General features: G+C 58.7%; 20 protein-coding genes. 5 read left to right on the top strand and 15 right to left on the bottom strand.

The window, feature by feature from the left end; genetic code table 11:
- Window positions 1-106: 106 nt before the first annotated feature.
- The 5 genes from ACQZ5G_RS04800 to ACQZ5G_RS04780 all read right to left on the bottom strand — a co-directional run bounded on the left by ACQZ5G_RS04800 (window position 107) and on the right by ACQZ5G_RS04780 (window position 6,624).
- Entirely contained in the window at window positions 107-613 is a 507-nt protein-coding gene (locus tag ACQZ5G_RS04800; RefSeq protein WP_035260323.1) for a hypothetical protein, read from the bottom strand.
- Between the two features lie 73 nt (window positions 614-686).
- Complete coding sequence (locus tag ACQZ5G_RS04795; protein ID WP_448737532.1) at window positions 687-1,529, bottom strand: MOSC domain-containing protein; 843 nt, start codon at window positions 1,527-1,529, stop codon at window positions 687-689.
- An 11-nt stretch (window positions 1,530-1,540) separates the two neighbouring features.
- A complete protein-coding gene (locus ACQZ5G_RS04790; protein ID WP_080856174.1) occupies window positions 1,541-2,185 on the bottom strand; it encodes an HD domain-containing protein in 645 nt (214 codons plus the stop codon).
- Window positions 2,182-4,953, bottom strand: coding sequence for a DUF2339 domain-containing protein (locus ACQZ5G_RS04785; RefSeq protein WP_448737533.1), 2,772 nt, complete (start codon window positions 4,951-4,953; stop codon window positions 2,182-2,184). The genes ACQZ5G_RS04790 and ACQZ5G_RS04785 overlap by 4 nt, the downstream gene beginning before the upstream one ends.
- 111 nt (window positions 4,954-5,064) lie before the next feature.
- Complete coding sequence (locus ACQZ5G_RS04780; protein WP_003521140.1) at window positions 5,065-6,624, bottom strand: VOC family protein; 1,560 nt, start codon at window positions 6,622-6,624, stop codon at window positions 5,065-5,067.
- Window positions 6,625-6,914: 290 nt separating this feature from the next.
- Here ACQZ5G_RS04780 and ACQZ5G_RS04775 point away from each other — a divergent pair, with 290 nt between their 5' ends.
- The 3 genes from ACQZ5G_RS04775 (at window position 6,915) to ACQZ5G_RS04765 (ending at window position 9,770) form a co-directional block, all read left to right on the top strand.
- Window positions 6,915-7,958: an ABC transporter substrate-binding protein gene (locus tag ACQZ5G_RS04775; protein ID WP_448737534.1), complete on the top strand. Its 1,044-nt coding sequence runs from the start codon at window positions 6,915-6,917 to the stop codon at window positions 7,956-7,958.
- A 208-nt stretch (window positions 7,959-8,166) separates the two neighbouring features.
- A complete protein-coding gene (locus ACQZ5G_RS04770) occupies window positions 8,167-8,955 on the top strand; it encodes an ABC transporter ATP-binding protein (protein WP_003520663.1) in 789 nt (262 codons plus the stop codon).
- The gene (locus ACQZ5G_RS04765; protein ID WP_003520664.1) at window positions 8,952-9,770 is read left to right on the top strand and encodes an ABC transporter permease; all 819 of its coding nucleotides are present in this window, start codon (window positions 8,952-8,954) and stop codon (window positions 9,768-9,770) included. The genes ACQZ5G_RS04770 and ACQZ5G_RS04765 overlap by 4 nt, the downstream gene beginning before the upstream one ends.
- A 66-nt stretch (window positions 9,771-9,836) precedes the next feature.
- On the opposite strand, the gene ACQZ5G_RS04760 is transcribed toward ACQZ5G_RS04765, so the two are convergent.
- The gene (locus tag ACQZ5G_RS04760) at window positions 9,837-10,007 is read right to left on the bottom strand and encodes a hypothetical protein (protein ID WP_448737535.1); all 171 of its coding nucleotides are present in this window, start codon (window positions 10,005-10,007) and stop codon (window positions 9,837-9,839) included.
- A 73-nt stretch (window positions 10,008-10,080) separates the two neighbouring features.
- Here ACQZ5G_RS04760 and ACQZ5G_RS04755 point away from each other — a divergent pair, with 73 nt between their 5' ends.
- Complete coding sequence (locus tag ACQZ5G_RS04755) at window positions 10,081-11,604, top strand: anti-phage dCTP deaminase (protein ID WP_448737536.1); 1,524 nt, start codon at window positions 10,081-10,083, stop codon at window positions 11,602-11,604.
- Window positions 11,605-11,706: 102 nt separating this feature from the next.
- Here the strand turns inward: ACQZ5G_RS04755 and ACQZ5G_RS04750 are convergent, their stop codons facing one another.
- The 9 genes from ACQZ5G_RS04750 to ACQZ5G_RS04710 all read right to left on the bottom strand — a co-directional run bounded on the left by ACQZ5G_RS04750 (window position 11,707) and on the right by ACQZ5G_RS04710 (window position 17,682).
- A complete protein-coding gene (locus ACQZ5G_RS04750; RefSeq protein ID WP_448737537.1) occupies window positions 11,707-12,393 on the bottom strand; it encodes a metal-binding protein ZinT in 687 nt (228 codons plus the stop codon).
- 167 nt (window positions 12,394-12,560) lie between these two features.
- Complete coding sequence (locus ACQZ5G_RS04745; RefSeq protein WP_078054114.1) at window positions 12,561-13,382, bottom strand: mechanosensitive ion channel family protein; 822 nt, start codon at window positions 13,380-13,382, stop codon at window positions 12,561-12,563.
- Window positions 13,383-13,457: 75 nt separating this feature from the next.
- The gene (locus tag ACQZ5G_RS04740; protein WP_035260753.1) at window positions 13,458-13,976 is read right to left on the bottom strand and encodes a tyrosine phosphatase family protein; all 519 of its coding nucleotides are present in this window, start codon (window positions 13,974-13,976) and stop codon (window positions 13,458-13,460) included.
- Window positions 13,973-14,596, bottom strand: coding sequence for a YfbR-like 5'-deoxynucleotidase (locus tag ACQZ5G_RS04735; RefSeq protein ID WP_448737538.1), 624 nt, complete (start codon window positions 14,594-14,596; stop codon window positions 13,973-13,975). Before ACQZ5G_RS04735 ends, ACQZ5G_RS04740 begins: the two co-directional genes overlap by 4 nt.
- 2 nt (window positions 14,597-14,598) lie before the next feature.
- Window positions 14,599-15,447: a CAF17-like 4Fe-4S cluster assembly/insertion protein YgfZ gene (gene ygfZ / locus ACQZ5G_RS04730; RefSeq protein WP_448737539.1), complete on the bottom strand. Its 849-nt coding sequence runs from the start codon at window positions 15,445-15,447 to the stop codon at window positions 14,599-14,601.
- A 122-nt stretch (window positions 15,448-15,569) separates the two neighbouring features.
- On the bottom strand, window positions 15,570-16,337 hold the full coding sequence (locus tag ACQZ5G_RS04725; protein WP_127757630.1) for a hypothetical protein: 768 nt from the start codon (window positions 16,335-16,337) through the stop codon (window positions 15,570-15,572).
- Between the two features lie 14 nt (window positions 16,338-16,351).
- Window positions 16,352-16,609 (bottom strand): hypothetical protein, encoded by a 258-nt coding sequence (locus ACQZ5G_RS04720; protein ID WP_003501987.1) that lies wholly within the window; start codon window positions 16,607-16,609, stop codon window positions 16,352-16,354.
- Between the two features lie 105 nt (window positions 16,610-16,714).
- The gene (locus tag ACQZ5G_RS04715; RefSeq protein WP_059752361.1) at window positions 16,715-17,152 is read right to left on the bottom strand and encodes a TIGR02301 family protein; all 438 of its coding nucleotides are present in this window, start codon (window positions 17,150-17,152) and stop codon (window positions 16,715-16,717) included.
- A gap of 113 nt (window positions 17,153-17,265) precedes the next feature.
- Complete coding sequence (locus tag ACQZ5G_RS04710; protein WP_448737540.1) at window positions 17,266-17,682, bottom strand: NUDIX hydrolase; 417 nt, start codon at window positions 17,680-17,682, stop codon at window positions 17,266-17,268.
- A gap of 132 nt (window positions 17,683-17,814) precedes the next feature.
- Here ACQZ5G_RS04710 and ACQZ5G_RS04705 point away from each other — a divergent pair, with 132 nt between their 5' ends.
- A complete protein-coding gene (locus tag ACQZ5G_RS04705; RefSeq protein WP_065654115.1) occupies window positions 17,815-18,138 on the top strand; it encodes a YnfA family protein in 324 nt (107 codons plus the stop codon).
- Window positions 18,139-18,140 lie beyond the last annotated feature (2 nt).

The raw sequence follows: 18,140 nt of genomic DNA, 5'->3' as shown, positions 1-18,140 counted from the left end.
GCTTGCCGCGGATTCCGCTACGATGGGATGAATATTATCTTTTGTCAGTCGGTCCCACTAGCGACTTTTCTTGACGGCCACTATTCATGGGATTGATAAGACGCTGTCAGCGCATCTTGCCTATCAGAGCCTCGTTTTTGCCGAGAATATCCTCAACGCTCTGCTGCCGCTGCTGAATATCGCCCAGGAGCGAGTCTGATTTGTCTATCGACGAGCTCAGATTCTTCTGGATTTGAAGCCAATTTATCTTTGGCGTAAAGGAATTATCCGACCCGGCAGCAGGCGTGCTGGCAAATGTTTGCACCACGGTGTTGAGTGCCGCCAGCCCCTGTTTCACTTCCTCGATGGCTTGCGTTTGCTTAGCTACGGTCGTCGCCAGTTCAATATTGGCCTTCTGGCTATTGGTCAAAATCTCCAATCCGTCCCTATTGACCTTCATACTGGTGATGAAGGGCAGAGCGGTAAAAACGGCGCCGACAAGAGCAAGCAGGAGCCCATGTGTTTTGCCGCCGGAAAAGAAGCACAGAAGCAAACCCGACACGCACATCAATATGCCTATCGTTGCTACGACGGATATATGATTATTTGAAATGACATTGAAAAAATCTACCATGGAACATCTCCTGAAAATAAACCCATGATTGATTTTTGTTATTCGAAAATCAACTTAAAACTACAGTCTCCAACTAGCGCCGCTTGATCGCCCAGCCTTCCGGCCTTTCTTCGATCACCTTCGCCACATCACCGACGGACAGCCTGCCTTCGCCACGCGGCGTCACGTTCCAGCCGAACAGCGGGCCGGGCACGCGCCGGTCGCCGGACATGCGGATGCGGCCCATGGCTTTCATGGGGGAGGGCACATCGCGGGAGCCGGTCGTCTGATCCTGCGTGGTCATGATGCAGCGGGCGCAGGGTTTGACCAGATCGAAGCGAATGCCGCCGATCTCGATAGCCGCCCAGCGGTCCTCGGCCCATGGCTCGTCCGTATCAAGCACGATATTGGGCCGGAAGCGCTCCATGCCGACCGCGTCCTCGCCATTGGCGCGCATATTGTCGTTCAGCGCGGCAAGCGAGGCGGTGGTGGTGACGAGAATCTGGTAACCGTCCGCAAAGGTGACCGGCGTTTCGTTGCCGGTCCATTCGAGGCTTGCAATGCGTTTCGAGGCGTCGTCGAAGAACACCAGCTTCACCTCGCGCCCCAGCCATGCCGAGAGCGTGTCGTTGGTCTCGCCATCGGCGATATTGGCGCTGACGATCGATTTCCACACCGCCACATCCATGCGCTCCCCGGAAGGCCTTGCGAGAACCTCGCCATTCGCTTCCCGCGAAAGCGCCATGCCGCCATCCTCATGCCGGGCCAGAACCGTGGCGATGGCCGGCAATTCGCGCTGGGTGATGAAATGGCCGGTGGGATCGATGAGCATGGCGCGACGGTCGCCCGGCAGGCCTTCTGCCGAAACAGTGCTTTCGGAGAGGGGAATGCCGCGCGCGCTTTTCAGCGGATAGATGTTGAGTTCGGTCACACGCATCTCGGGTCTCCTCAAATCTCGTCGAGAAACAGGTCCAGCACCTGTTTCAGCCGCTCATGGCGGGCCTTGGCCATCTGCCGGCCCGTCTCGGTGCGAAAGCCGTCGGCCAGCTTGAACAGCTTGGTTTCGAAATGGTCGATGGCAAAGGCGCGGTCGTCAAGCGGCCGCTCCTTCGCCAGCGGGTCGACCGGGTCGTAGAGCGCCGAGCCCATGCGCCCGGCAATATAAAAGCAGCGCGCCGCCCCCACCATACCGATGGCGTCCAGCCGGTCGGCATCCTGAAGGATTTTCGCCTCCAGCGTCTGCGGCTCTATATTGGCCGAAAAGCTGTGGGTGGTGATGGCATGGGCGGCGGCGTCGATATCCGCCTGTTGCCAGCCGAGAGACTCGAGAATGCCCGAGGCTTTTTCCGCAGCCAGCCGTGAGGCCTGCGCGCGGAGCGGCGAGTTCTTCTCCACCGCCACGCAATCATGCAACAGCACGCTGGCGGCCAGCACGGTGCCATCGCCGCCTTCGCCCGCATGGATGCGCATGGCGTTGCGGAAGACGCGGTGAATATGGGCAAGATCATGCGAGCCGTCGCCCGTATCGGCGGCGTGCGGTATCAAATCCTGCGCAAGCGCCGCATAGGGCGCGAAAGCCTCGGCCGCGATCATGCCTGCGGCTTCCGGGTGAGGATTTTCTGGTAGAACAGGCCGATGCCGATCAGCACCGCGCCGAGACCGATGAAGGACAGCGCCCTGAGCACGCCTTCGAGGTTGCTCATGTCGATCAGGAAGGCCTTGGCAACCGAGATCAGCACGAAGGCGGCCGATGCAAGACGCAGGCTGCGGGCATTGAAGCGCGAGCCGAGCACGAGCAGCAACACGCCGATCAGCAGCCAGACCACCGAATAGCTATAGGTCTCTCCCTGCAGAAAGCCCTTCCAGTCGGCAATGTTCTCGCCCTGCCAGAAACGGCGCACCGAAAGCGTGGCCCAGGCAAAGCCGAGTGCCGCACCGGCCACCGCTAGCATGCTGACATAGGGCGGCGGACGTTTTCCGCGCGCATAATAGGCAAGGCCGCCATAGGCGAGCGCCGGCAACAGGTAACCGATCAGCAGCAGGTTGAGGAACGGGATGCTGCCGGTATTTTCGCCGGTGAAATAGGGGTTGAGCGTGAAGAAATGCATCGTCAGCACGTTGATGACGGCAATCACGCCAGCAATCATCGAGCCATAGCGGAAGACGGGGCTGGGGCTCTTGAGATCGAGCGTCATCAACACGCCCGAGAAGCCGATGGTCAGCAGCGTGTAGATCGACTGTTCGCCAAGCGTCGGCACGCTGTCATCCAGCGTGCCGCCATTCATCGCGTGGCGGATGAGGATGGCGACAGCAAGAAGCCCCATGACGCTGGCAATCGCCTGCAGGAAGTTCTTCGCCCTGACCCCCGGCCAGTCGCGCAGCAGCCACGCCGAGGCGACGGCCAGCAGTGCGGGAATGCCGTAACCCGGCAGAAGCGCGTTGAAGACCGGCGTGAGCCCAAGATTTTGCGGCCCGACAATAGTGGGTTCCCAGGCGATGCGGCCGAGAACGGCAACGCTCGCCACGGCCATCACCCAGGGCAGCACATCCCAGTTGCGGTAACGTGTCGCGAGCACATAAACGAAACCGATGACGGAGAGCAGCACGGTTGTCGCGAGCCCCTCCGTCAGCGTGTGCAGGCAAAGCGCGAAGGCGGCGAAGGAGCCGAGCACGAGGATGTTCAGCGGCTTGCGATAGGCCTCGTCGTTCTGCCGGTGCAGCCACTCGGCGCCTGCAAGCAACACCAGTCCAAGGCCGAGGCCATAGGCGGCATGCAGCCCGTCGCGGCCGAGATTGCCGAAAAGGACAAAGCTCGTCGTGCCGATCCAGACCGGGAACAGTGCGATGAGGAACGCCCACAACTTCGCGAAGCTTTGGTCTGCCGGACCTTTTCTTTTGATGAAAGAAAATCCGCACAGCACCAGAATGGCGCCAAATGAAAGGCTCGCGGCGACGTTCGGGCTCGTGCCGATACTCACGGGTGGCAAAGTAACCACGGCGCTTCCATCGAGTAACGGATCGAAGCCGAAAAACCGTTGCCCGAGGAGCGAGATGCCGGTCTGTGCGGTCAGGGCCGCGAAAATTGCCGGCCAGACGGCAAAATGGCGGCTCGCACCGAGTGCAGCGAGCGCGGCAAGGAGTGCTATCATTGCGAATGCGGGATGGACACTCACCCCACCGCTGGAAAGTAGGATGGCGACTGCCGGTAGCGCAGCGGCAAGCGATACGGTGAGACTGATCGCCAGGGACGGCCGCGCAAAAAGGTGTATCAGCCGCATGGCGGTCGTTTCGGCTTTTGCCTCTTCCAGCGCGTAGATTTCGCGGTTGGATTTATCAAACGTGTCTCCCGGCCAAAGCCAGATCGTCCCGGCAATCATGAGGAGCAGGGAAAGAACGACAGGTTCGACATTCACCGTTTCGGAAAATCCGATATAGCCGAGCGCCCAGAGGCCGAGGCCGGCATTGGCGAGAGAGGGAACCACGGTCCAGCCCTGCCTGCGCGCCGCGGCCGCTGTTGCCAGCCAGGAGATGGTGAGGAACAGGAAGAGCGCCCAGATATTCGGCGTCTCGGTGGAAATCAGCGCCGGCGTCAGCATCGAACCGAGAAGGCCGAGACCGGCCAGCGCCTGCCCGTGCAGCAGCGAAAGCCCGATGGTGGCGAAGGCGACGAGCCCAAGCAGGCCAAAAGCCATGCCGGGTCCGATATAGCCGTAAATGCCATAGGCGGCGTAGACGACGCCGAACAGCGTCAAGGCGCCCGCCGCCGTCAGCACGCCCGGTATCATGGCGTTGGAATAGGTGGCGGCGATGCCCGGCACCGCCTTGCGGCGGACAGCCTCGCCGGCAAGTCCGAGGACGAGGCCGAAAATGGCGGCGAGCGACAGCCTGACCGCCGGGCTGAGCAGCCCCGATTCGATCGAATATTTGACGAGGAAAATACCGCCAAGCGCCAGCGCCAGCCCGCCTGCCCAGACGGCCCAGCGTGCGCCGAGCAGGCTTTCGAAGCTTTCCTTCGTTGCCGGTGATTCGACAGTCGTTGCGACAGGTGCGGGCTGTGCTTCTTCGCGCGCGACCTCTTCCGTGGCTGCGGCTTCTTCTGGCTCGGATGCGTATTCAGCTTGGAAGGCTGTTGCTCCCGGTGCGGTTTCGCTTCCCGTTTCCGCTGCGAAGTCTGGTTTTGCCGTAGATTCCGCGCTCTCCGCCTGCGCCGCCACAGGCGACGTCACGCCCGCAGCCATCAGCCGCTTGAGACTGAGAACTTCCCGTTCCAGCGACTTGATTCGACTTGAATTGCGGATGCTCGCGACCAGCGTGTAGATGAAGGCCGCGACGAGGGCGAGGACAAACAGCGGGATTTCCAAACGGACTCTCCAATTACGAAGCTGTTTTTAAAGCCCTTTTGGTGAATTTATGCAAGGCCCGGTTGATGAATGGTCGGGTGGCGAGGGGGTGGCACACGCCCGCCCGCCGTGTCAGGAAACATCCGCCAGCCAGCGCCGCGCCGCTTCGATATCGGCAAGACCGAGCTCATGCCCATCCTCAACCGTTTCCATCTCGGCTCTTGCTCCGCTCGCCGCCAGCCGGCCCTGCAATTCGTGCGCTTTGTCGAGATATTTGTCGCGTTCTCCCGCCACAAGCAGGACATTGCGGCCGGAAAGATCGGACTGCGGCCATGTTTCCAGAACAGGCATTGGGCGATAGAGCAGGGCGTCTCCGGCAAGTTCGGGATAAAGCGCGGCAAAGGCCGCGTAGAAATTTGCGCCATTGGAATGGCCGATAAACCGCAGTTTCGAACGGTCGAGACCATAGGACCGTATCGCCCCCTCCACGAAGGCGGCGAAGGCTTCCGCTTCTGCGACGATATCCTTCTGGTCGAAGCTGAAATCGGGATTACGGCGGAACCAGCGGGCGATGTCTTCCTCCGTGCTGCGGCCGCGCATGCCGAGAAGTGTGGCGCGGGGCGCTGCCCGGTGCGCCAGCGGCATCAGGCTGGTTTCGCTGCCGCCGGAACCGTGTAGCAGGATGATGGTGCTGCCATCCGGCTCCTCGGGCGTGTAGAAACGGTGCACGAAGGGCAGGTCGCGATAGACGATGCGCTCTTCGCCCGGCATCGCAAATTGCGGCAGTGCGACACGCACATCCGCCTCGTCCTTCATGAAGAGCGGCGGGATGAACAGTTTTTCCCCGAGCGATTCCAACGGTTCGTCCACTGTCATGCCCGGCCCGTCGGTTGCCATTTCGATCAGCACGCCGCCCGGTTCGCGGACATAGAGCGAGTGGAAATATTTGCGGTCATGGGCGTTGGTGGTGCTGGAATTCAGCGATTTCAGCCCCGTATGAACCGCGTTCAGCTCATCCATGTCTTTTGCACGGAAGGCGATATGATCGACGGTGCCGGTGCCCGGCGCGCTCGACCAGAAGCCGGTAGCGTCGCGCACATCGATAATGTCGCCGCTTTCGGAAACGAGCCTGCGAATTGCGCCTGCCTGGCTTTCCTGCCGGTAACCGAAATGTTTCTCCAGAAACGCCACGGTTTCTTCCGGCACTTCGCTTAGCACCGTCGCGCCATAGATGCGGCGAATGGCGTCCTCGGCGGAAATATCGTCCGTCACATGCGGTGTGGCGTCGGCAAAGGCGTGGGTGCCGACCAGCTTGACGATCAGGCCGTCAGGATCTTTCAGCCGGATGACCGGAGCGCCGAACTCATCGGAGGGGCCTTCCGCCCGGATGCCGAATTTCAGCGCCCGTGTCAGCCAGAAGCCGATGGCGGCGGGATCGATGGCCACGGAAATCTCAAGCGTCTGGCCGTAACCGACACGGCCTTGGCCGCCATCTTCCCAGACGAGAAAGGTGAGAAGTGAGCCGGGCGAGGCGATATCGTCGCCATAAAGCAGGTGCAGCTGCATGGCATCTTCGAAACCGGCCGTGCGCTTGGCCAGCCTCAAGCCCAGAAAGCCGGCGTAAAAATCCACATTCGCCTGCACCTTCCGGGTAATCATGGTGATGTGGTGTATGCCCAGTGCAGAATTCATCTTGCCGTCCCGCTGTTTCGCCTGCTGTTCGTGGCCCTATTTGTCGCACGCTGCCCCTGATCCGCAACCCCGGCAAATGAGAACGCTGTGTTCTCTGCGTGAACGATCCCGCTTTCGCTTCGTTGCATGCGCGATGGGCAAAATGCCGGCTTTTTGCCTGTCTTGTGCGTGTTTATGCATATAAAATAAGCATACAAAATAACGGCTATTTTGTATGCAATTTTATCTTGCCTTGAGGGCTGGAATTGGGTCTTATGCAACCAATCCAACAAAACCATCAGGGGGAATAGATGATTTTAACGCGCAGGTTGTTGACCAGGGCTCTGACCATCGCCGCCATCGGTGTAGCCGGTGGTTTTTCGCTGCCGGTCGTCGAGGCGCGGGCCGAAACGCCGGTGAAATTCACGCTCGACTGGAAGTTCGAAGGCCCCGCCGCCGGTTTCCTGCTGGCGCTCGACAAGGGTTACTTCAAGGCTGAAGGCCTCGATGTCACCATCGATAGCGGCAACGGCTCGGTGGAAGCCATTCCGCGCGTGGCGACCGGCGCCTATCAGATGGGGTTCGGCGACATCAACTCGGTGATGAAGTTCCTCGACGAGGATCCTAGCCAGAAGATCAAGGCCGTTTATATGGTCTATGAGCGCCCGACTTTTGCCGTGGTGGGCCGCAAGTCGCTCGGTGTCACCGGCGATCCGAAGTCGCTGGAAGGCAAGAAGCTCGGCGCGCCGCCGCCGGATGGCGCTTTCGCGCAATGGCCTGCCTTCAAGCAGGTCGCAGGTCTCGATGACAGCAAGATCAAGATCGAATCGATCGGTTTTCCGGTGCGTGAACCGATGCTCGCCAAGGGCGATGTCGACGCCGTTTTCGGCTTTGCCTTTTCGGTGATCCTCAACCTCAAGAAGCAGGGCATCGCCGATGACGATATCTCGACCATCCTGATGGCCGAGCACGGCTTGAATCTCTATGGCAATGCGGTGCTGGTAAACACTGATTTCGCAGAGAAAAACCCGGATGCCGTGAAGGGCTTCCTGAAAGCGCTGGCCAAGGGCTTCGCCGATTCCGTCAAGAACCCCGAAGAGGGCGTGGCGGCCGTGCTCAAGCGCAACGAGACGCTCGACAGCGCCATCGAGCTTGAACGCCTCAACATGGCCAACAGCATGAATATCAAGACGCCCTATGTGGTGGAAAACGGCATGGGCGGCGTCGATCCAGCCCGGCTTTCCGCCTCCATCGAGACGCTGAAAGTTTCTCTCGGCCTGAAGGGCAACGTCAAGGCGGAGCAGGTTTTCGACGCGACCTATCTGCCGGTCAAGGAGGAACGCATGCTTCCGTAATGGGCGGAGTGAGCGGGTGCGGCATGCTTCTTCTCCCCGCCGGGGAGAAGTCCGCGGCAGCGGGATGAGGGGGCAAGCTCTCGGTCTATCGCTGGCGCTGCCCCCTCATCCGACCCTTCGGGCCGCCTTCTCCCCGGCGGGGAGAAGAAACAAGCCGCAACGCTGCAGGGTTCAACCGCCCGATCAGCAACTTAAAACGGGAACAGCAATGTCACATCTCGTGGAAATAGACAGTGTGGACATGCGCTATGGCGGCTCCGCCGGCACGCTGGCCGTATCCGGTTTGAACCTGACGGTCGACAAGGGCGAATTCGCGGCCGTGGTCGGACCCTCCGGCTGCGGCAAGTCGACCCTGATGAAGCTGGTGACGGGACTGCACATTCCGCAGAAGGGCAATGTCATCGTTGCTGGGCGGCAGGTCACGGAGCCGGTTTCCATCGTCGGCATGGCGTTTCAGAACCCGACGATGCTGCCCTGGCGCACCACGCTTGAGAACATCCTGCTGCCGCTGGAGATCGTCGAGAAACATCGCCGGCGCCTGCGCGCCCATAAAGCGGAATATGTCGCGAAAGCCGAGCGCCTTCTGGAAATCGTCGGCCTGAAGGGGTTCGGTTCGAAGTATCCTTGGCAGCTTTCCGGCGGCATGCAGCAGCGCGCCAATCTTTGCCGGGCCTTGATCCATGAACCGGAACTGCTGATGCTGGACGAGCCTTTCGGCGCACTCGATGCCTTCACCCGCGAGGAATTATGGTGCGTCATCCGCGACCTGCACGCCGCGCAGCGCGTCACCATCATCCTCGTGACCCATGATCTGCGCGAGGCGACATTTCTGGCCGACAAGATTTTCGTGATGAGCGCAAGGCCGGGCCGCGTGCTGGCGGAACATCGCGTGCCGTTTGCCCGCCCGCGCCAGCTCGATATCATGTATGACAAGGGTTTCAACGACATGGTGCAGGAACTGCATGGCGAGATCGCGCAGGCGAGGGTGGCGGCATGAGCGCGATCATGGAAGGCACCGTTGCGGCCGAGCCGCGCAAGCCGCTGATTGCCCGCGTCAACTGGGTGAAAGCCGCCCCCTGGCTTTATACACTGGCGCTTTTCGTGTTGTGGGAACTGTTGGTCTACGCGCTGAAAATGCCGCCCACCATTCTGCCGTCACCGGTAAGGGTCGGACAGGCCATCGTGCAATATTGGTCGCCGATCTGGAAGAACTCGCTGCAGACGCTTTATACCACGACGCTGGGTTTCGCCATTGCGGTGGCCGCCGGCCTCGCCATCGGCCTGTTCATCGGCTGGTCCAAAACCATCTATGCCGGGCTTTATCCGCTGATGATCGGCTTCAACGCCATCCCGAAAGTGGCGCTGGTGCCAATCCTCGTCATCTGGTTCGGCATCGGCACGGTGCCTGCCGTGTTGACCGCCTTCCTGATCTCTTTCTTCCCCATCGTCGTCAACGTCGCGACCGGGCTTGCCACCATAGAGCCGGAAACGGAAGATGTGCTGCGGGCGCTTGGCGCAAAGAAGATGGACATCATGCTGAAGGTCGGCATTCCGCGCTCCATGCCCTATTTCTTCGGCTCGCTGAAAATCGCCATCACACTCGCCTTCGTCGGCTCGGTCGTTTCAGAGACGGTCGCCTCCAATTACGGCCTCGGCAACATGATGAGTTCGGCGCAGAGCCAGTTCAACGTACCGCTCGTCTTTGCCGGCCTGCTGATGCTCGCAGTGGAAGGCATCGTCATGTATGCGATCATGGCCTGGCTTGAAAAGCGCATGACCGGCTGGGCGCATCGCTCCACCATGGGGCAGTGAGGGTAAGGTTAACGTTTCGGGACCAAGCATAAAAAAGGCCCTACAGAGGGCCTTTTTTATGTATTCTTATTCGTCTAAGTCAAACTTCGTTGGGCCAAGAGTGAAATTATTTCTAAAATCCTCCATCGCGCCCTCATAAACTTTTTGGCTTTTTTTCACGACACAATCTAAGCGTTCCAATAGTTCATTTTCTTCGATATTTTTTTCATGAGCTTTTTTCTCGACGACAGATTGCATTGCCATCTCCACTTCTAGTCGGTACGCATTTGAAAGAATCTTGTAATTGAAACGTTAACAAATGGCGAACGAGATGACCACCGAAACGTTCCAGGGAACGGTTAATTTTCTTCCGGAAATTATTATTGGAATTGTTTCTCCCGTTGGCACGAAACTGGATCCAACGATTGGTGCGTTGAAAACTGAGTTTGAGAAGAAGAGGTTTGAATTTCATCATATAAAAATTTCGGGAATGTTTAACGCGGTCGCTGAATCGATGGGGTATAGTGGCGATCTTTTGTTTAAAAATAAATTTGAAAGAATAGATAATTTTATAAAATTTGGTAATTACGTTCGTGATAATATAGGAACGAAGAGCTTGTCTGTTTTAGCTATATCACAGATAGCTGAAAAGAGAGATAAAGCACCGGAAGGAATAAATGGGATAGTATATATTATTGATCAACTCAAAACGGAAGACGAGGTGGAGCAGCTTCGTGAAATGTACGGTTCGCGATTTATACAGATATCGGTATATTCTGCTCGAGATGTCCGAGTTGATAATCTTTCAAAAACGATAGCACGCGATCATCAAAAACGAGATGGGAATAAATTTCGCCATCTTGCAGAACACCTTGTTGTGCGTGATGAGGATGAAATAGAAGTGCCAAACGGTCAGCGGGTTGGCAAAATATTTCAGCTCGCCGATGTGGTGATCAACGACGACCGATCCGATGACGGCTCTCGCGTTGGTGATCAAATTTGTCGATTTGTCGAGCTTCTCTTTGGACACAACGGCTATTCCCCAAATCATCTCGAATACGGTATGTATCTGGCTCACTCGGCCGCTTTGCGAAGTTTAGATCTTTCCAGACAGGTCGGTGCTGCGATCTTTCGCGCAACTGGCGAAATTGCATCACTAGGTGCGAATGAGGTGCCAAAAGCTACGGGTGGAACCTATTGGTCTGACAATAAATATGACGCTCGTGAATATACCCTTGGTACCGATAGCAACGACGTTCGCAAAAAAGAGCTGCTCGATGAAGTCGTGGCAATTCTGTTGAAGGACGGTGAATCTCTTAGTGATGAGCAGAAAAGGAAACTGCAAAAATCGCAATTCATGGATGCGCTTGAGTATGGCCGTATTGTCCATGCTGAAATGTCGGCCCTAAGTGATGCAGCACGCTTAGGAATAAGTGTTCAAAACGGAATATTATTTTGTACAACATTCCCTTGTCATATGTGTTCTAAGCATATTGTTGCCAGTGGAATAGCAAAAGTTGTTTTTCTTGAGCCGTATCCCAAAAGTTTAACGTCTGATTTACACGCAGATTCTGTTAAGATTGAGGGAACGTCCCGGGGGAGTTATGGCGAATTTGCTTCAGTAGATTTCACTCCCTTTTTCGGGATAACTCCAAGACGGTACAGAGAGTTTTTCTTCCGTGCAAAACGGAAAGAAGGTCATAACTATGTTGAGTATAATAAAGGCGAGCCGAGGCTTATGATACCAGACGCTGGCCCTTACTATGCACGCAGGGAGGGTGAGGCTGTTGAAGCTCTCAGGGATAGGATATCAAGCTTTCAACTGCGCCAAGGTCCGAGGGAGGAAAAGTTGTAGTTCTATAGATTTTTGCTCCTGCATAGCTGAGAAGCAAAAATCTATTATTCTATATGCAAATGACTTTTGAATTGGAGGTCATTTTTTATCTTAACTATACCCTCAATGCGCCGCCATTTCTTCCACAATATCGCCGCCATCCATCAGGAACGGGTAGTAGGTCGGCCAATTGGTCACTTCGTCCAGCAATGCCTTGCGGTCGTTGCCCCAGTAGAGATGGTAATGGCCCGCCTTGACCGGGGCGATGGAGTGGTCGCTGAACTGGATGAATTGCGGTGCGGCCTCATCGCCGCCGGTTTTCTTGAAGATGTAGCGGACACCGCGATTGCCCTTCTTGTAGGTCAGGATTTCATGGCCATTGCTGACATAGGTGCCTTCAGCGGGTTTGCCGTCCTTATAAAACGCTACGCTGTCGCTCTTGATGACGATGCGGTTCACATCGGTCTTGTAACCGATTTCGTAATAGGCGCGGTACTCCGCCGCCGTCTTGTCGCCATGCGCCGCCTTTTCCGCCATGACGGGGTCCAGCGAGCCGTTCAGCAGATAGGGATAGACCGACTGCCAGTCGCCTTCCCAGTCGGAAAGCGTGCGCGTCTTCACCTGCGCATCCTTGAAATAACCCTTGTAGATCTGCTTTTCAGCCTCGGTCATCTGGTGGCCGTGATCGTGCCCGTGGTCGTGGCTGTGGGCAGCGGATTTGTCGCCACCGGCAGCCATTGCCGCGGTCGCCGCCAGCAGCAGGGAACCAAGTGCGACGGCGCCGGTGACGCGGGTGAGTGTCTTCTGCATTGTTTCGGCCCTCTCATATCGATAAAGATAGTTACGTAATAACATTACGTATCGACCTATAGAGGCCGCATTCGCGGGATGCAAGTGCGCGCTGCAACGTGGCGCAACGAAAAAGCGCGGTGGCTGTTGCAGCCACCGCGCTTGGAAAAAAGGGGAAACGTGAGGTCTCAGGCCGGCTGGGCGCTCACTTCCGCCTTGCGCTCGTCGAAGGCAAGTTTCATGGCTTTCGTCACATCGCGGGTCGTCGCGAAATAAGTGTCGCTGCGCACCCAGTAGCGCAATTTGACGGTGGCGCTGTCGGCGCTGACCGAATCGACGAAGGTGACGGGGGCGGGGTCCAGCAAAACCCGGCTCTCCGAACGCACGACTTTCATCAGCATATCCTGTGCTGCCGCCAGATCCTCATCATTCTTGACTGTCAGGCTGAGTTCGTGGCGGCGCGAGGGAAAGCGGCTGTAATTGGTGATCGGCACGTTCCAGAGCGTGGAGTTGGGCGCGAGACGGTAAAGTCCGTCGCTGGTCTTCAGCTCGGTCGCAAACAGCCCGATCTCGATCACCGTGCCGCTGACCGTGCTGGTCTCGATGTATTCGCCGACCCGGAAGGGGCGCAGCACCAGAAGCATGATGCCGGCGGCAATATTCTGCAGCGTGCCCTGCAACGCAAGGCCGATGGCCAGACCGGCGGCGCCAAGGGCGGCAAGAATGGAGGCCGTCTGCACCCCGAACTGGCCAAGCACCATGACCAGCACCAGAATGAGAACCACATAGCGGATGGCGCCGGCGAAGAAACCGGCGAGTGTCGCATCGAAGCCGCGAATGCGCGACAGGCCCTGAAATGCCCAGCGTTGCAGGAAGGTTGCGGCCAGCCAGCCGATGATCAGCAGCAGAAGCGCACCGACGACCGAGAAGGAATATTGCACCGCAAGCGCGCTTGCCTGCTGCAACGCCGCCTGCGATGCGACGATGATATCCGTTGCCTGTTGTTCCATGAATTATCCTGTGATTTTCATTGCTCTTCAGGGTTGGTAACGACTGGACGCCGTGAGGGTTCCGCCAAAACCACCTCAGTTGCCAAGCGGCAGCACGAAGGGCACGTTACCATCCGTATCCGCGCCCCTGCCGATTTTTTTGATCGCCGCCACCAGCCGTCCATCGCGCCCGAGCAGACGGTCGCCGATGGCGATGATACGGGCATTGGGCGTGGCATAGGGTGAGACGGCGCGCAGGCGCAGCGCAAGTTCCATCTCATCCTGGTCCGGATAAAGGCTGAGCGCGGCGATGACGGCGGCTGCGGGTGAGCGGGAAACGCCCATCCAGCAATGGATGAGCAGTGGTGCTGACTGGTCCCATTGCCGGGCGAAATCGATCAGCTTCAGCACATGTGCATCGTCAGGCGCGATGAGATCGGCGGTGCCCTTGAATGCGATGTCGTTCATGGCGAGCGTCAGATGCCGGCCTGCGGCAATGACGGCGGGACGGTGAAAGGACTGCTCTTTGGCGATCAGCGTCACCATTTCGCGGGCCTTGTGTTTGACGGCCATCTCCGCGATCCGCGACAGCGGCGATACGACAATGGCCGTCATGTCGCACTCCCCGTCTTGACCGCACGCATCGCCTCGATCGCCTCGAAACGTTCGATGAACAGCTTTTGCGCTTCGGTTGAGGGCAGGGGCGTCATGTCGAACATGTCACGGGTAATGCCGCGCGGCAGGCCGAAGAACTTCTGCGCCTCCGCGGTTGAAAAACCGGCAAGCTCCGTCGCCTCGAAAAAGGCGGCGATCGTATCGGCCTTCTTGATGCGGTCCTTCAATTCGCGCGATGCATGCGGAGGCAGGCCGAAACGCAGATGCACGGCCGCTTCCAGCCTTTTTTCCACGGTCTTGTAACCGCCGCCGACCACGGATTTGAACGGCGAGATCATGTCGCCGATGACATATTCCGGCGCATCGTGCAGAAGCGCCATCTGCATGTCGTCAGGCGTCGCGCCTGTGCACATGCGGCAGAAGATGGTTTCGACGATGAGGCAATGCTGGGCGACGGAAAAGGCGTGGTCGCCGCGTGTCTGGCCGTTCCAGCGGGCAACGCGGGCAAGGCCATGGGCGATATCGGCGATTTCCACATCGAGCGGCGAAGGATCGAGCAGATCGAGCCGCCGGCCGGACAGCATGCGCTGCCAGGCGCGCGGGCTTTTTGCAGGAGCCACTCTCAGTCCTCCGCCCGCGCTGCCGGATCGGCCGCCGGAAAGGAAAGGCCGCTCCAGGCGGGCAGGGCCACGGTCACGGGAACAGTCTCCGCCAGAAGCGGCGTGCCGGATGCGAGCGCATCGGCAATGCGGTCGATCCGAACGATGGCAAGCGCCCTGTTGCCGCAAACGGTTCCGAGCGTGCCGACCGGTTTTCCATCGGCGGTAATCTCCGTCCCACTGGCGGGAAGCGCGCCTTCGGCCGAAACGGTGACGACGCGGCGTCTTGCCGTGCCGCGATGTTTCATGCGCGAGACGACTTCCTGACCGACAAAGCAGCCCTTCCTGAAGGAAACGCCGTCATTCACATCCATCAGCACGTCATGGGGAAAAGCATCCTGTAGCGCATAATCCCGACCGGATTCGGCAATGCCATGCTCGACACGGAGCGCATCATAGGCTGCAACCTCGCCCGAGGTCGATGTGCCCGGTAGCCTGACGAGATCGATGCCGGCCTTGCCGAAACGACCATCCCGAATGCCCACCGTCGGAGCAGTCTCGTTCCAGAAAACGCTCACGCCTTCGACCGTCTCGGCTTTGAGATCGACCGGTGCACGCAGCTTGTACATGGTCAGGCGGCGCAGCAGCGCGTCCTGTTCGGCAGCGCCCGTCTCGATCAGATAATCCCCGCCATCGCGCCAGATCAGGAAATCGAACAGAATCTTGCCCTGCGGCGTCAGAAGGGCTGCGGCCCGTGCTTCGCCTTCCGGCAGGTTTTCAACATCTGCGGTGATGAGGTTGTTCAGAAATTCCTCGGCGCCGGTGCCGGAAACCCGGATCAGGCGGCGGTCGGCAAGAAGGGCGGAAGGCATGGCGTCACCGTTCGGTTCGTCGAGACTCTGTGATCTCCGGCAAAAAGCAGATGCGCTTTGCCGGAATGCTCATTCCGCACAGTTAGGATTTTTGCCAGAGAACGGCAAGCACCGCGATGCGATCAATCGCCGGCGGTGAAGAACTTCCACTTGCCATCGGGCGAAATGCCGACCCGGTAGAAGCTGTAATTGCCATATTCCTGCATGTCCGCCAGATCGCCCGCCGTGATGATGCGCAGAAGCTCCACCTTTTCCGGCGCAGTCAGCGTATTCAGCGGCTTTCCGGCGAAATAGGGGAAAACATAGGCTTCGTCAGGCGTGCCGGCATCGATATGGGCATAACCGGTCGATAGCAGATCGATGATGATCGCCAGAACTTCCAGCCCGTCAGGATCGCCGGAATAGCTTTTCAGCGCCGCAATCGGGTCTTCGCCGTCATTGCCGTCGATGCGGAATTCCTTCTGGCCGGCGGCGATGAAGGGCCGCAGCTTTTCGATATCGCCGGAGGCGGCGGCTTCGATGATCTGCTGGCGCAGCTTGCGCACGGGTTCCGGCGCCTTGGAAATGTCGTGCTCGATCACGACTGACATTTCAGGCGTGTTGTCGGGCTTGGTGGATTGCTGGTTCGCCTGATTGGCGGAACGGTCCACCAGCGGATCGGGCAGGGGAATGCCTTCCGAATCGCCTTCGATTTCGTCCGGCTCTGCAGGCTGGGCCTGCTGCGGCTCACCGCCATTCTCAGCCTTCGGCTCGCTTTCGGTGTTCTGCGCCGGCTTCAGCTCGGAAAGGGCAAAGGCGCGGCCTGGCATGCCAATCGGCCCGGCGGTCAGGGCAAGCAGGATGGACAGCAGGGCGGAAGAGCGCAAAAGCCCCTTGCTCAGGCAAGACATGATAGACCCCGGCTTTACTGTATTACCCGCTGCGGCGAAAATTCGCCCTGAAGCATGCGCTGGCGCAGCGATTCCAGCATTGCTTCAGCGCCGGCCTCGCCATGGATACGGATGGTTTCGCGCATGGCCAGAGCGATGGCGGCATCGGCGATGATCTCCGGCTCGATGCCGTCGGCCATGCCGTCAGCCCATGCCTCGTTCTGGTGTTCCAGAGCGACCTGCATCTTTTCATGCACGATCATATCGTCGATTTCGTTACGGCTTGTCTGCATCTTTCATCCTCGACAGGGCGGGCAAGTCCTTACCACCCTGTTAACAACACTAGCAGCCTTTTATCAAAACGGCACGGCCTGCGGCGAAAAGAGGTTAATAATCCTCTAATTTCCGAACCGGGACGCGATTTCCTGCGCGAGTGTTGCCCCTTCGTTACGGTAGTTCTCTTCTGCCATGATGGCGGCGCGTGTGCAACTGGTGTGGATGGCCGCAAAGGAGCGGTATCCACGGTTGAATGCAGCCGTCATGCGCTGACGTCGTTCAGGTTCGTTGGCCGTGTCCGCAGCCAGAAGATCGCTCATCGATCTGCGCCAGTCCTCCGGTCCGGAAGAAGGGCACAGGGTTCTGAGATATTGCACCGCGCCCAGTATCTCCGACAGCCGTGCCAGCTTGTCGTCATAAGGGGCCGGTTTGGGCGGCGCGGCTTCCGCCGGACGCACCTCGGAACCGGGTTTTGAAGGCTGCGCATAAGCGACGCCCTGCTGCCCGGCGGTGGCAAGCATTGTCAGAAAAAGAGACAGGAAGATGGTTGGCCGTATCAAAATTCTATTCTGCCCCACACATACTCGTGAACTATTGGCTCGTGAACTGTTGGCTCGTGACCATCCGGCGGGCGGATCGGCCCTAGATAATAGCGATTCTGGCTGGCTGGCAATCATGCAAGCAGGCGTTCGGCGCATTCGACGACGCTTTCCGGCGCCGGCAGAAGGCGGATTTCCGCCAATGTGTACCAGCCCGCATCCGCCGCATCGTCGCCGACAGTCACGAGCGGATCGGCATCGGTTGCCACGGTGAAGACCGACAGGAAATAATGGCTCGTCAGCACCCCTTCGGCGTCGCGGGAGGGAAGATCGTATGTCGCGAAAAGCTGCGGTCTGCGCGCCACGATGCCGGTTTCCTCGTGCAATTCGCGCAGCGCCGTCTCGGCCGGCGTTTCGCCGTCTTCGCCGCGACCGCCCGGAAAGGCGAACATGTCCTTCGAAGGCGGGTTGATGCGGCGCACGAGAAGCAGCCGGTCGCCGTTTCTGACAATGGCGGAGGAGGCGGGGCGGGGCTTGATACGGAGTGTCATGAATGGTTTCGCTTGTTTCGGCCGTTGCCGGCCTGTCTATAGTGGTACGTGGCTCGGAAAAATCGATTCCGGTTTCCGTGCCGATGGTTATAGTCCGGAACTGGCGCGATTGTGCATGCTAAAGACGGTGGAATGAAGGTCTATCTCATCTATGTTCTGGCGGCTCTTGCCGAAATTGCAGGCTGCTTTTCCTTCTGGGCCTGGCTGAAACTCGGCAAGACCGGGTGGATATTGCTGCCCGGCATGGTGGCGCTGGCCGTTTTCGCGTGGCTTCTGACGCTGGTTCCGACAGAGGCGGCGGGCAGGGCCTATGCCGCCTATGGCGGGATTTACATTGCGGCTTCGCTCTTCTGGCTCTGGGGCGTGGAAGGCCATGCGCCGGACCGGTGGGATATTGCCGGCGGCGCCGTCTGCCTTGCCGGCACCGCCATCATCCTGTTCGGACCAAGGGGTTGAGG

This window comes from Agrobacterium sp. 22-214-1 (assembly GCF_053522465.1).
This window is presented reverse-complemented; position numbering and strand designations above follow the sequence as displayed.